Origin of the sequence: Bacteroides sp. AF32-8BH, assembly GCF_003435205.1 — a bacterium.
In the GTDB taxonomy this organism is placed as follows: Bacteria; Bacteroidota; Bacteroidia; order Bacteroidales; family Bacteroidaceae; genus Bacteroides; species Bacteroides ovatus.
Genome location: NZ_QVLZ01000007.1, coordinates 59,888 through 73,798 on the forward strand (window position 1 = coordinate 59,888; position 13,911 = coordinate 73,798).

Genomic DNA, 13,911 nt, shown 5'->3' on the forward strand with positions numbered 1-13,911 from the left:
CCTTTCAACAATTAGCTGTCTTTTATAAGTAAGCCATCTTTATCCATTTATCTTATTCAAAACAACCGGTCTGTTTGCCGGAGCCTTACCAAAATTCTTATTAGGCTTTTTCCCCATTACAAACTTCAATGTGCTGCCATTTATTATATCCTGATAAGTGATATAACTCTTATCATAAGGCTTGCCATTCAAATACACTTTCTGGATATAGATATTTTCTTTGCTGTTATTGGGTGCTTCTACAGTAAAAGTGTTACCACCACGTACCTTCACTTCTACTTTCTTAAAACAAGGGCTACCGAAAACAAATACACCATCCGACGGGTTCACCTGATAGAGTCCCATAGATGAAAGAAGATACCAGGCAGACATTTGGCCACAATCCTCATTACCGATGATACCGTCCGGCTGGTCTGTGTAAAAATCGCTCATGATAAAACGAACCTTTTCCGCCGTTTTCCATTGTTCACCGGCATACGCATAAAGATAAGCAACATGATGGCTCGGTTCATTTCCATGTGCATATTGTCCGATCAATCCGGTTATGTCGCTCGATGCTTCTTCCCCCATACTGTCGGTATTGGTAAAGAAACCATCAAGCCTCGTTGTAAAAGGTTTGTCACCTCCAAACAAGGCAATCAGCCCATAGGGGTCTTGTGGAGCAAAGAAAGTATATTGCCATCCGTTTCCTTCACAGAAATCTCCAACAGTATGGATGGAACGTGCCGGATCGTAAGGAGTACGCCAAGAGCCGTCTTCCAGTTTCGGACGAATGAAATGGATAGAAGAATCAAAATAGTTCTTGTAATAATGAGCACGTTTTGAGAATGTTTCAGCATCTTCTGTCTTTCCCATCTTACGTGCCATAGCGGCAATTCCCCAGTCGTCCACTGCATACTCCATGGCTATGGAAGTAGCTTCATGAACTTTGTCGGCAGGGATATAGCCTTTTTTGACTACATAAGGTACTCCTTTCTGCTTTTCATAAGTAGCTGTAGCTATCATTGCTTGCAATGCTTCTTCCGCATCGAACCCGGTAAATCCTTTCAGATATGCATCGGCAATCACCGGCACGGAGCTATACCCCGGCATCTGATCGGTCTCTCCACTCATCAAAGGCCAGATAGGGAGTTTGTCCTGCTGACGATAGATGGAAATCATCGAATTGACTACATGGTCAACCATTTCAGGTTGAGTAATAGTCATCAAAGGATTTAATGCACGGTAGGTATCCCATAAAGAAAGAGTCGTATAGTTGACTTTCTTCGGGTCTGTGTAAATCATGTCATTCATCCCTCTATACTCTCCATTCACATCGCAAAAAAGCGTAGGGGCAATCATAGTATGATAATGGGCGGTATAGAATACACGTTTGGAAGCCTCATCATCAGTCTCTACTGTCATCTTCTCCAGTTGCTTATTCCATCGGTCGGCACTCATATCCACCACCTTATCAAAATCCCAGTGAGTAAGTTCGGATTGCAGGTTCATCGCTGCGTTGTCACAGCTGACAGAAGAAAGGGCGACTTTTATCTTCACTTCCTTCACGTTACCAAAAGTGAGGACACTCTTCACCGATGCCACTTTCAGTTGGTCCCAAGGTTGCGGGGTATTATCATCATAGGCAGTAAACTGCTCTATCTTCTTATTACTTTTCAACACAAAATAAACTTTGCGGGAAGGACTCCAGCCTCTCACATAACGATAACCCTCTACTGTATAATCATCTACCTTACGGATATAGCTGTCGTAAGCATTCGATCCGTTTCCTTCACGTAAGTCGATTAATATGGAAGCCGGTTTTCCTTCAGGATAAGTATAACGATGGAAGCCTACACGATCTGTAGCTGTCAGCTCGGCTTTGATATTGTAACGGTCGAGAAGCAAAGAGTAATATTCGGGACGGGCGATTTCATTCGCATGAGAATATCTGGAAGCATACCCATCACGTATATCATCCTGATTGCCTCTGGGAGTACGGATCTCATTCAATGGCATGATGAGAATATCACATAAGTCAGTACAGCCCGTACCGCTCAAATGGGTATGTGAAAAGCCAATTAAAATACTATCGGAATAATGATAACCCGAGCACCAGTCCCAACCTTTATGGATATTAGTAGGACCCAGCTGTACCATTCCATACGGAACACTCGTCCCAACAAAGACGTGTCCATGATAACCGGATCCGATATACGGATCGACGTACTGCAATAATCCTTCACTTTTTGAATAGTTCTGTTGCGCTACTCCATTTCCCGCTGCAAGCAAGACACAAGAAGTAAGTGCAAGTAGTTTAAATGCCTTCATTCGTATTTTTCTTTGGTATGATTGAAAATTATAGTTAGCGAATGATGCAAATATACTACCTATTTAGGAATTAACTAACTGTCGCTAGAGTTTACAAGAAAAATGGCAGGCAGGTTTACTCTTTTGGCAAGTTCCAACCACAGATTTACACGGTTTTCCACAGAAAAACTGCGTACCGTCTACTAAATAACATAATAAATGAATCTGTGGAAATCCGTGTTAATCTATGGCGAATCCTTTCCATAAATTCCCTTCGGGAAGAGGAGCTTCAAGCTCTATCAGTTCTTTTGAGACAGGATGTATGAACCGTACTCTCCGGGCATGCAGACAAATGCTCCCATCCGGATTGGAGCGTGGAGAGCCATATTTCAAATCTCCCTTGATAGGGCATCCCATTTTTGCCAGCTGACAACGAATCTGATGATGACGTCCGGTTTTTAAATCGACTTCGAGCAAATAGTAATTCTCCGAATGACCGATCAACCGGTAATGCAAGATCGCTTTCTTGCTGTTCGGCACTTCTTTGTCGTATGCATAACTTTTGTTCTGCTTTTCATTACGTACAAGAAAATGTACCAGTTCACCTTCCGGTTCTTGCGGAGCATTTTTCACAACCGCCCAATAAGTCTTTTTCACCTCACTGGTGCGAAACATTTCGTTGAGCCTTGTTAATGCCTTACTCGTTTTGGCAAAAATAACAAGACCGCTTACGGGGCGGTCCAGCCGGTGTGTCACACCGAGGAAAACATTTCCGGGTTTCTGATACTTCTCTTTCAGATACTGTTTCACAGTCTCCGAAAGCGGCGTATCCCCCGTCTTGTCTGCCTGGACAATCTCGGAAGCGGTCTTGTTGACTACAATGATATGGTTGTCTTCGTATACAACAGTCATTCTGTTCGATTACATATTCATACCACCATCTACCTGAATCACCTGACCTGATACATAAGAAGACATATCAGAAGCCAGGAAGGTAGCGATGTTTGCCACATCTTCAGGAGTACCACCACGACGCAAAGGAATTTTCTTTGCCCATTCAGCTCTTACTTCGTCAGAAAGAGCAGCTGTCATGTCTGTCAGGATGAATCCCGGAGCGATAGCGTTGGCACGGATGCCGCGAGAACCCAACTCTTGTGCGATAGACTTAGCCAATGCAATCATACCTGCCTTAGAAGCAGCATAGTTAGCCTGTCCTGCATTTCCGTGAACACCTACAACAGAGGCCATATTGATAATGCTACCAGCTTTTTGACGCATCATGATAGGTGTACAAGCATGGATGAAGTTAAATGCTGACTTCAGGTTCACGTTGATTACCATATCCCATTGCTGTTCGCTCATGCGCATCATCAAACCGTCACGAGTGATACCGGCATTATTTACCAATATATCGATCCGTCCGAAGTCCTTGTGGATTTCTTCAACGACCTTTGCAGTATCTTCAAAGTTAGCCGCGTTAGAAGCGTAACCTTTGGCTTTCACGCCCATTGCTTCAAGTTCCTTTGCTGTATTTTCTGCATTTTCGTCAATGACAAGGTCAGTAAATGCGATGTTTGCGCCTTCGGCAGCAAACTTAAGAGCGATAGCCTTACCAATACCGCGAGCAGCACCGGTTACAATGGCTGTTTTTCCGTCTAATAATCCCATACTAAAAGTTATTTAATTAAATTTCTGTTCTATGCAGTGCGCCAAACACAATGTTGGACACATATCTATTTCTTGTATCTTCATCCAGATGTGCACCTATATGGCCTCGAATATAAGGAACTTCAATTCCTTTCACACAATAATGTATCAAGTCGGCAGTCATCTCCACATCGTCAATATGGAAAACTCCTTTTGCCTGTCCTTCCAGAAGAACGGCTTTAAAGAGCTGGACTTCCTTTGCATCAAACTTCTTGCGAACTTTTTCCACCCGCCATATATCACGGAAGAAATAAGCACGCAGTGTTCCGTTTCGATAGACCACCTCTTTTACCGCGTCCAACCGGGTATATATCATCTCCAACAATTTCTCGTCCGGTGAGATATTTTTCTCGGCCACCCGCTTCATCATATCCGACAGAATATCCAATTCCGATTCCACAACAGCCAAATAAATTTCATCCTTACTTTTAAAATAAGTATAGAGCGTTCGTCTACCTTTTTTAGAAGCAAGAGCGATATCATTCATAGTTGTGTTTTCTACTCCCATCTTCGCAAAAAGCTGACGGGCTACATCTACTAATTTGGCTTTTGTCTTGGATACGGTCATAGGTTACAAATTGCACATTGCTGAATATTTTGAGCAAAAGTAATTCTTTTCTTTAGACCATACAAGAAAATAGAGAGAATATTAACATTTGTATATTAATAGGTGCTAAGAAAAAGTTTCATCATTATTTCATTCATTCTCAACTAAATAAGAAAAAAATGATGATTTACTCGAAAAATATTCAGCAAATTATTTGTTTGTTTCAAAAAAAGCCGTACCTTTGCACCCGTTAAACATCGCGGAGTGGAGCAGTTGGTAGCTCGTTGGGCTCATAACCCAAAGGTCATTCGTTCGAGTCGGATCTCCGCAACTAAAGATAAGAAGAATCGCAGAAATGCGGTTCTTCTTTTTTATGACAACTCTTCGTTTACTGACTTTATTCACAACCTCATTTCAGTTATCAACAAGGATATTAACAAAGTTATTAACAGGTTAATTGGTTTATAATAAGACAATTAAGCATATAGACTCCTTTTCTATCAACAAGGCAGTATTTAGTTATTCACCATACAAAAGCCGGCTGATTCATGAGGGATCAGCCGGCTTTTATGTTCCTTCGAAAAAGGGTATCCTATTGATGTTTATAAAACTTCAGTATCTTTTTCGCATAACGTTTTCCTAATAACAGTTGTGCTTCCGTATTAAAATGAGGGTCTTTCTCATCTTTATACCATCCCAATCCTTTCGATGATACCCAATCGGAATAGGGAATAAATGAAGAAACTTTTTTAATCATCTGATTAAAGGGGACTGTACCTGCTTCTCTTTTCGTCCAGTTCCATTGTGAAATCTGTCCTACAACAACCGGTAGATCCGGCATGTCCAGATCTTCCCGCAAGTCTTTCACCAAAGAAATCAGTTTCTGTTTATACGCTTCCGGATTCGAACAATCGGCTTCTCCCTGATGCCAAAGGATTGCTTTCAAAACACCTCCCTGCTTCATTGCAATCCGAACCCGGGAAAGAGCTTCTTCATAATATCCGTCTTTACTCCCTTTTAGCCAGGAGTTGATGGATGAGCCTCCACGCGCATTTACTACCAGCCCGACAGGACGTTTCGTTTGTCGGGCCATCTCTTTAGCAAAGCCGTAAGCCGGTCCCAAACGCTGCATTGACAAATCTTTCCGAACTGTAGAATAACGATTGAGAGGATTTACTGCCGGTTCAAAATTCCCCTTATCATTCAATAGATACACATTTTGGAGGGTATCCATGACTTCCGGAGTTAATGTTGCACGCCCCGCCATGTTGGATTGTCCGATGCATACATACAAGTCAAAAGAAGACGGAACATTCTCCTTTACATTCCCGGCAAAAGCAAATAAAGATTGCAGGAGGAGAAAAGACAGTAAATAAATAGACCTAAGCATATTGACAGTGTTTATGATTAATAGTTTCTATAAATACGGATAGCGTTCAGAATAGGTTCTCCTTCTTTTTTATGAAAGTCAACACTCAATCCTTTTCCATCCTTCACCGTTACTACAAATTTCTTGATAACAGCACGGGCATATCCGTAATCACGAGCTATGTTGAAATCATCCAAAACAGTCGTTCCATTCATTGAAATTCCGAAGCTACGGTTTCCGGCAAACGTCTGTTCCGAGTCAGCTCCCAGATTATAAACCAACGCTTCCCTCTCTTTGTCCGACTCCAATTCTGCCCAGTACAAATATACGGAATATTCTCCATTCGGTACATCAGCTTTAAAAGATTTTATTCCAACACGTTGAGTCTGGAAGATTGGGTTCATATCCGTTCCCAGAATGTCAATATCCGAACCAAGCATACTGCCGAATCCTGTTTTACGACGATAAGAAGTTCCGCCTACAAATCCCCAGCTACCGGGCTTATACTCCTGCTCGGGAATCCATGCTACATTTGCTGTACGGTCTTCAAAATATCTCGGAGAACCCAACATTACATTTATTTCCGTAAATGGAATTGCTTCGTCTTTCAACTGTGAGCCTACCAACTGGAACTGAATCCGGAGCATATCCCGCAATTTGCTATCACCAGCCACGGCAACTGCTTCCAGGAGATTCTCTCCACCAACGAACGGTACGTCGAACAAGGCATAATTATCTTCTACCTTTTTCTTTCCCAGACTTTTATTGTTCACAAACAGCTCTACTTCTTCCGCATTGGAGAATACAGGAACAGACTGAATACATTCTTTCTGTGCAGTATTCACCACTCCCCCACGGCTTTTCCACTCCCGATTACCTATAACAAGTATCGGACGACGTGACAAAGCTGTCTTATAAAACCAATAAACATCCTTCTTCTCCCTGTTTAATCCGACAACTCCTTTATTGTTTACATGAGGAACAGCATCGACACGGGATTCGGAATAAAAATCATTCAGATTCCACAGACTGGAACCGGCAATAAACGGACGTTTCATCATTTCACGGAGATAATGTTTATGATACACCAAACCATATTCCTGTGAGAAGTCGAAACGTTCCGGCTGGTAGGAATGAAGTCCCGGATCTACTCCCGGTCCATATTCCGTAACCATCAACACTTTTCCCTTGTATACCTTATGGGCACGGTCGAGCAAACGTTGAAACTCATTGATATCCGGCTCATACCAGCCTTGATACAAGTTCCATCCCTGAATCATCGGGATTTCGGTCAGATGGGCATCTTCGTAATATTGAGGCATATTATGATAAGCCATCATGGTATATCTTGAAGGATCTTCCTCGCGGATGGTCGCTTCCAAGGCACGGGCTACTTTTTCAGTAAAGCGGTAGTAATCTTCCAATTGCTTGCCTTCGGTATAAGGGCGACGCAGAAAAATCTCATTCATATACCCCCAAATCATAACAGAAGGGCGGTTGAAATCCTGACGTACCATTTCTTTAGCCATCTCAACGGAGTTCTGCAAAAACTCTTCAGTTTCCGTAACAGCATTGACAACGGGGATTTCAACCGAAGTCACAATACCCAGTTTATCACACATTTCCATGATTACAGGATCTTGGGGATAATGTGACACACGCAGGAAGTTCCCTCCCATCTCTTTCAACAGTAGTACATCCTGTACATGCAACTCGTCGCGCAAGGCATTTCCTTTCTGAAAATAATCCTGATGCCGGGCAGTTCCGATTAGTTTACGTCCTTTGCCATTCAGGAAAAAGCCCTTTTCCGAATCAAATTTAAACCAGCGCAAGCCTAACGGATTCACCACTTCATCCAGCAAAGTACCCTTTTTCTTATCGAGAATACGCGTATATACCATATACCGATAAGGATCGTCTATATCCCACAAACGGGGCGAATCTATTTTTATCTTTTTAGAGATGTCTGTCTTTGTTTCACCGGATGCCAGCTTTATTTCCGCATGAGTCTTTTTCACTTCCTTACCATCCGCATCGCAGATTACATTTTCCACCCTGATTTCTGCAGGTTGGAGTGTATTATTCGTCAGTAATGTAGTAATTTCTACCGAGGCTGCGGAGTTGTTCACTTCGGGTGTACGGATATAAACTCCTGACGAAGCATAATCATTCGTTGCAATGTGCACCGGATTCATAAACTGCAGATAGACATCCCGGTAGATACCGCCAAAGAAAGTAAAATCGGCAGATAAGGGAGGAATATTCGGATTATAGACATTGTTCACATAAATGGTAAACAGGTTTTCCTGTCCATAACGCAAATGGGAAGTGATGTCAAAACAGAAACGGGTATACCCTCCTTTGTGTTCTCCCACGAACTGACCGTTCAGATAAAATCGTACTTCCTGATTGGCTCCTTCAAAATAGATCACTGCCTGACGTCCCTCCTGGCTTTTATCTACAAACAATTGTTTCCGGTACCAAGCCGGTCCCCGATAAAATCCCGGAGTTTCGTCGTCTGCATCTTTATTATTCCATGTATGAGGTATATTGACCGTCTCCCAAGAAGAGTCGTCACAGCCGGCCAGCTGCGCTTCAAACGGAGATCCTTTTGTAAATTTCCATCCGTCGTTGATTGTGTATACCACACGCTGTTGCGCCTGTGCCCATCCCACAATAAACAATAGAATAAAAATATAGAGAAACTTCTTCATAATCGATATATACTTATAATTAAAACTTTATTTTTACTTCTCTACCTGTGTAGACGCACTCTTTGCTATCAAGAGCTGCACCTTCAGGCAGATATAATTTCACATGCATTTTTATTTGTTCCGGCATACCGGGATAAGTTCCCTCACGCAGTCCAATAGTCAATGTCCGTTCCGAATCTTTCCATTGCATCGGCACTTTCGAACATATGCCCTCTTCATAGCGGTAGGAATCACCTTCATCCTCATACCATAAAAAAGCAGCATCCGCTCCTCCATAGATACGCAATTCCAGTTCACGATCGGGATATTCCATCGCATATTGTTTCACTTCTGCCAAAGGCAAGATAGAACCAGCCTTCACATAGAGCGGAAGTATGTCGAGGATATTTGTCTGCATTTGTTCTCTTCCTCCTTCAAAAGCTTCTCCGGTCCAGAAGTCATACCAATATTTACCGCTGTGTTCCGGCAGATAAATACAGATGTTCTTTTCTTCCGATTGCGGATGAAATACCGGACGCACCAATAAGGAAGTACCGAACATATAGGCATTATCAATATCAAATGTCCGGGTATCTGTTGTGAAATCCATAGCCAAACCTCTCAACATGGTATAATTATTGGCGGTTACCTGATGGGACATTGAGTAAATGTATGGCAACAGACGGTAGCGCAGATGGATATACTTCACTTGATTATCATAAGATAATGTCCCCTCTTCACCGAATTGCCAAATTTCACGCGGCACATTCGTACCGTGAGCACGGAAGATAGGAGTAAATGCGCTAAACTGGAACCAACGGGAATATAACTCTTTATAATCATTACTTTTCAGTCCGTCGGGATATTTTGCATCCCGTTCTGTAACAAAGAATCCTCCCGTATCGGAAGTCCAATACGGAATACCGGACATAGACAAGTTTAAGCCGGCAACCAGTTGTTTGTGCATATTCTCCCATGAAGCCGAAACGTCACCCGACCATACGGCTGTACCATAATGCTGTTGCGAGGCAAAGGCGGAACGAGTTAGGATAAATATACGCTTCTGATCGCTCTCGGTGCGCAGGCGTTGATAGAAGTCCTTTAGCATTTCTAAAGAATAAGTGTTCAGATAACGGTGGAAGCTACCCAGATAAGTATTACCAGCTGATTTGGTCTTTTCTTCCTGCTTCAACTGTGTGAATCCATCCCGGAAAGATGGTTCCGTTGCATCCATCCACCAGGCATCCACACCCATATCATAGAGTCCTTTCTTGAGGTATTGCCAGAAAATATCCCTCGCGACAGGATTGTAGGCATCAAAAACCTTATAACCTGCCCATGTAGGTTCACTAAACAATGCACCGATAGAATCCAAAGACTGATAGACAGCCGTTTCCGGTCCGAATCCGGGCCATACGGAAAGCATAAAATGAACATGGTCCTGTTGATGCAGTTCATCAATAACCTGACGGGGATGATTAAAGTTTGCCGGATGGAAGGTCAGGCTGTTCCAATGAGGTTTGTCTCCCCAATATTCCCAGTCCTGCACAATGTTATCCAACGGAATTCCCCGTTTACGGTATTCTTTAACGACTGCCTTCAATTCATCGAACGACTTATAACGTTCTTTGGACTGCCAGAAGCCATACACCCATTTTCCAAACATCGGCACGTCCCCCGTCAATTCCCGATAACCGGCAACGACTTCGTCCATATTCTTACCATAGACAAAATAATAGTCGGAGGCATCACCTACTTCGGAAGTAAATGAGTAGCCCTCCTTCGTATCTTCAAACTTCGTAGAAGAATAATTATCCCATAAGACACCGTATCCGTTGGTCGAAATAAGGAACGGATTGACAATATCCATATTGGCCTGTAACAGAAGTACAGATTTCCCCCGATAGTTCATGATTCCATTCTGATACTGTCCCAGTCCGTAAATGGCCTCATCCTCGGTAGGAACAAAGCGTTGAGTGACTTCGAGACATTGTTCACCTCCGGCAACCGAACGTTTGAAGTTCCGTGCCTTTCTATCCCCTTTCTCTTTTAGTAATAACTTACCTGTGGATGTTTCCTGAAAAATGAAAGCCGCATCTGCCTTATCAAAAACTACGGAAAGTTCACGGGTGCGAAAGAGCAGCTTCTGTCCCGTATCTTCCCATTTATAATCTTTGAAAGCCGGCTTTTCCGAATCAACCACCAATCTTTTTGTTACCAGCGTATCACCTTCGGGAAAAGACAGAATCCGCACGCACCCCGCCGACATAAACTCGACCCGATATTGAATACTGTCAGATACGAAAGCACATCCCCTACCGTCTTCATGAACCGGAGAGGAACATCCGATGCAGGATAGTACAGATAAAACTAATAACCAATTAAAACTCTTCATCCATGCATTTATTTGACTGTGTAGATCGTATAGCCCAATGACAAATTACGGACTACGACATTTCCTTTTAAATAGAAAGTAGGCATATTGAATCCATTCACGATATTATCCTTATACAATTCTACTTTTGCGCTTTTCCATTCACCCGTGTTGTCGGTACGTATCCGGGACACAATTTTAAACGGCTCTTTCGGTTCGCGCTGTGTAGATGAACGTATAAAAAGAGATTCATTTCCCTTGTCCAGGTATTCAAAATAGAGATACCCTACATAGTTATTCATTTGTAATTTGGAAACCAGCTCTTTGGGCAAAGAGATAGAGAGAGTTTCTTCGGCACTGTAACCACCGGATTTTCGCTTTCCCTGAATCTTCATGTCCGACTCACGCAAACTCATCTCAACCGCCAAAGCGGATTTTGCCGTCTTGACATCATTTTCTATTTGTGACAACAAGCCTATTGCCACCGGATAACGTCCCTGGCTAATCAACAATGCTGCCTTATCGAGCGAACGTTGACAAGCGGATACGTCCATCTTCGTCTTTTCCAGGAAACGGGCTTCTTTTCGCAGCCGGAAAAGCATTAAAGGTAAGGTTAATCCACGCTCGTCCGCCTGTTCGTCTTTGAATTCCGCCGCATACTTTAAAGTCGTACGTAGTTCACGGTCACCGTTTTCAATGGTCGGCTCTATTTCGTGTCCTTCGGTATAGTCGCTCCACGAAGCGATAAACATCATGTCCAGGCTGTCCTTCTCTGCCATACAGAACTTCCACATACTTTGATAAGTTTCTCCATTGTTACGAGGGATATAATAGAAGTGTCCACGTCCCCAGCCTGCACAGCCCCGGTTATCCATTCCCGGCATGGCAAATCCCGACTTAATGGTATAAGCAGGATTGTTACTATGCCAAATTGAATCACGGAAAGGTTTCATAAACTCAATAACATCATCCTGAGTGGCGTAATTATCCCATTCGGCATGTGCCTGATCTCTTGTACGGACACGGGCAGGAAGCCATGCAGTCGGTATTTCTCCCACTTTTTCCCAAGCATCCATATCATCACTGCGGGTGACGGGAATGTATTTATCATTTTCCAGTTTTCCCCAATCCGCCCAACGGCGTAAGGCAACGGGCTGCCTCATTCCTTGCGGAAACTTCACTTGTGATAACACTTTCTTGTATTCATCGACTTTCGCTCCGGGACCGAAATGATAAAAAACAGGCATTCCTTTCACCATAGGAGCAGTCGGACCTGTGAAGACACTATCTACCAGATATTGATAACATTTAGCCATGTATTCGGTCTTTGCCTCACGGGTGTTAACTTCCGGATAAATCTTCGTAATCCAGTCATAATATAACCAACCGTCGCACCAGTTTACGCCGATTTCAAAGTCATACTTTGCTGCCACTTTCTGCATCTCACGCAGCAAGATGTCATTTTCGTGAGGCTTGAACCCCCATTCGATAAAGAATCCATCTATCTTAGCCGCTTTTGCCGACAATATCTGATATTCGATATAATCGGGATCGAGATTGGACTGCATTCCGACTTGGGGATAAGCCACTGCCGCTATCTCATGCCGTCCTTCGCTGTCTATCAGGTCGGCATTATAACACAGCGACTTTCTTCCGGTACTTGATTTTTCCGTATTGGCATACATCTCCCAACGCCCCAGCTTTCCGTCATGCTGCCGGGTATAGCGCACTCCGTGAAAGTCGGCATACACTTTCTTTCCATTCTGCGCCAAGGCCGGTAATGCGATAGATACCAATAAAAAAAGAAGAAGTTTCCTCATTGTTCCAAACTTAATTATTCAACTTATGTACTTAATCAATCTTCCACCATACTTAATCAGTCCTCACTCAACACGAAATCATGCTTTTCCGGATAACTGAAAAGATTGTCTATCATCCAACGGCCTTTATAAATCTTGGCTCCGTCCATTTTGAAAAGTTCTTCTCCCTTCTCATTTACAAGTCCTTCTGCCCACCATTCTTCAGTCGGTTTCAGCATCAGGATTCCGTCCGGTCCGTTGCAGATGCTTTTTATATCGGCTATGCTGTAAACTTTCTCGCAAGTAGGTTCGGTAGAGTCATTAGTCGTAGCGTCGGTAACTCCAGTCAAATCAAACTTATAGACAGCCGAAGCAGCAGTAAGCCATAATTTATCTTCTTCACCATATACCGGGAACAAATCATGCCCACCCGATTCATTGCTGAATGTATAAAGGGTAGTCTGATTTATTAACTTGGGATTACTCCGGTTGCCATCGTACTTAAAACGGAATAATGCAGTCACTCCCTCTTTTTTGGTAGCTGTAGCATAAAGATACGATCTTTTCTTATCCCAAACAACATTATGCGCATTACCCAACTTCACCGTATTAGCTTTTGCTCCCAATACCTTAACCGTGTCAACCACAAAGGTATTGATTTCACCGGATTTAGATTCTGCCGTCACGATATTTCCATCGGGCAATACCTCCGCAGAGTGGGGATTCTGTCCGCAATTTGCATAGAACATTAATTTATGATCGGACAAACGGATTAAAGCCACAGCTCCGCCGGAGGCAGTCATCAAGATATAGCGTCTATTGAAAACCGGTTTTACTTCACTCGGATTAACAAACCAACCCTGCTGTGCAGCAGGAACACAGGCAGTATAAGGATCCCAACTCCAAATATTGCGGTGCGTCTCCGCATCTCTGATGACAATAGCCCGTCTGGATTGTTCCGCCAGTACATAAGCCTTTTCCGGAAGTTGAAAGATTTCATTTTTTACTACAGGAGCGGCATCATCATCGGAACATGCTCCCAAAGCTATATTAAATCCTAAAAGGATTGCAAATAAACTAAACTTCTTCATGGTCATAACTATTTTAATTCTAAATATTCAATTTGTCTATTT

9 protein-coding genes and 1 tRNA gene are annotated in these 13,911 nt (G+C 43.0%); 1 reads left to right on the forward strand and 9 read right to left on the reverse strand.

Going from position 1 to position 13,911, the window contains the following annotated elements:
- Positions 1-39: 39 nt before the first annotated feature.
- From DWZ47_RS06400 to DWZ47_RS06415, 4 genes are all read right to left on the reverse strand, one after another.
- A complete protein-coding gene (locus DWZ47_RS06400) occupies positions 40-2,310 on the reverse strand; it encodes a GH92 family glycosyl hydrolase (RefSeq protein ID WP_117512596.1) in 2,271 nt (756 codons plus the stop codon).
- Between the two features lie 219 nt (positions 2,311-2,529).
- Positions 2,530-3,201: an RluA family pseudouridine synthase gene (locus DWZ47_RS06405; RefSeq protein ID WP_004299905.1), complete on the reverse strand. Its 672-nt coding sequence runs from the start codon at positions 3,199-3,201 to the stop codon at positions 2,530-2,532.
- Positions 3,202-3,210: 9 nt separating this feature from the next.
- Entirely contained in the window at positions 3,211-3,957 is a 747-nt protein-coding gene (gene fabG / locus DWZ47_RS06410) for a 3-oxoacyl-[acyl-carrier-protein] reductase (protein ID WP_004299904.1), read from the reverse strand.
- Positions 3,958-3,973: 16 nt separating this feature from the next.
- On the reverse strand, positions 3,974-4,564 hold the full coding sequence (locus DWZ47_RS06415; RefSeq protein WP_004299903.1) for a TetR/AcrR family transcriptional regulator: 591 nt from the start codon (positions 4,562-4,564) through the stop codon (positions 3,974-3,976).
- A gap of 237 nt (positions 4,565-4,801) precedes the next feature.
- On the opposite strand from DWZ47_RS06415, the gene DWZ47_RS06420 reads away from it, so the two are divergent.
- Positions 4,802-4,874 (forward strand) — tRNA-Met (locus DWZ47_RS06420).
- 261 nt (positions 4,875-5,135) lie between these two features.
- Here the strand turns inward: DWZ47_RS06420 and DWZ47_RS06425 are convergent.
- The 5 genes from DWZ47_RS06425 to DWZ47_RS06445 are packed head-to-tail and all read right to left on the reverse strand — an operon-like array spanning position 5,136 to position 13,869.
- Positions 5,136-5,933: a sialate O-acetylesterase gene (locus DWZ47_RS06425; RefSeq protein ID WP_008645237.1), complete on the reverse strand. Its 798-nt coding sequence runs from the start codon at positions 5,931-5,933 to the stop codon at positions 5,136-5,138.
- A 17-nt stretch (positions 5,934-5,950) separates the two neighbouring features.
- Entirely contained in the window at positions 5,951-8,626 is a 2,676-nt protein-coding gene (locus DWZ47_RS06430; RefSeq protein ID WP_004299901.1) for a glycoside hydrolase family 2 TIM barrel-domain containing protein, read from the reverse strand.
- Between the two features lie 19 nt (positions 8,627-8,645).
- Positions 8,646-11,000 carry a TIM-barrel domain-containing protein gene (locus DWZ47_RS06435; RefSeq protein WP_117512597.1) on the reverse strand — a complete coding sequence of 785 codons (2,355 nt, stop codon included), beginning with the start codon at positions 10,998-11,000 and terminating at the stop codon, positions 8,646-8,648.
- An 8-nt stretch (positions 11,001-11,008) separates the two neighbouring features.
- Positions 11,009-12,799 carry a glycoside hydrolase family 71/99-like protein gene (locus DWZ47_RS06440; RefSeq protein ID WP_117512598.1) on the reverse strand — a complete coding sequence of 597 codons (1,791 nt, stop codon included), beginning with the start codon at positions 12,797-12,799 and terminating at the stop codon, positions 11,009-11,011.
- A 56-nt stretch (positions 12,800-12,855) separates the two neighbouring features.
- A complete protein-coding gene (locus DWZ47_RS06445; RefSeq protein WP_004310453.1) occupies positions 12,856-13,869 on the reverse strand; it encodes a DUF6528 family protein in 1,014 nt (337 codons plus the stop codon).
- Positions 13,870-13,911 lie beyond the last annotated feature (42 nt).

Bases quoted from the DNA above. Each gene is read 5' to 3' on its own strand.
- DWZ47_RS06400 (WP_117512596.1), bottom strand. From the start codon at position 2,310: ATGAAGGCATTTAAACTACTTGCACTTACTTCTTGTGTCTTGCTTGCA.
- DWZ47_RS06405 (WP_004299905.1), bottom strand. From the start codon at position 3,201: ATGACTGTTGTATACGAAGACAACCATATCATTGTAGTCAACAAGACC.
- fabG (WP_004299904.1), bottom strand. From the start codon at position 3,957: ATGGGATTATTAGACGGAAAAACAGCCATTGTAACCGGTGCTGCTCGC.
- DWZ47_RS06415 (WP_004299903.1), bottom strand. From the start codon at position 4,564: ATGACCGTATCCAAGACAAAAGCCAAATTAGTAGATGTAGCCCGTCAG.
- DWZ47_RS06425 (WP_008645237.1), bottom strand. From the start codon at position 5,933: ATGCTTAGGTCTATTTATTTACTGTCTTTTCTCCTCCTGCAATCTTTA.
- DWZ47_RS06430 (WP_004299901.1), bottom strand. From the start codon at position 8,626: ATGAAGAAGTTTCTCTATATTTTTATTCTATTGTTTATTGTGGGATGG.
- DWZ47_RS06435 (WP_117512597.1), bottom strand. From the start codon at position 11,000: ATGAAGAGTTTTAATTGGTTATTAGTTTTATCTGTACTATCCTGCATC.
- DWZ47_RS06440 (WP_117512598.1), bottom strand. From the start codon at position 12,799: ATGAGGAAACTTCTTCTTTTTTTATTGGTATCTATCGCATTACCGGCC.
- DWZ47_RS06445 (WP_004310453.1), bottom strand. From the start codon at position 13,869: ATGAAGAAGTTTAGTTTATTTGCAATCCTTTTAGGATTTAATATAGCT.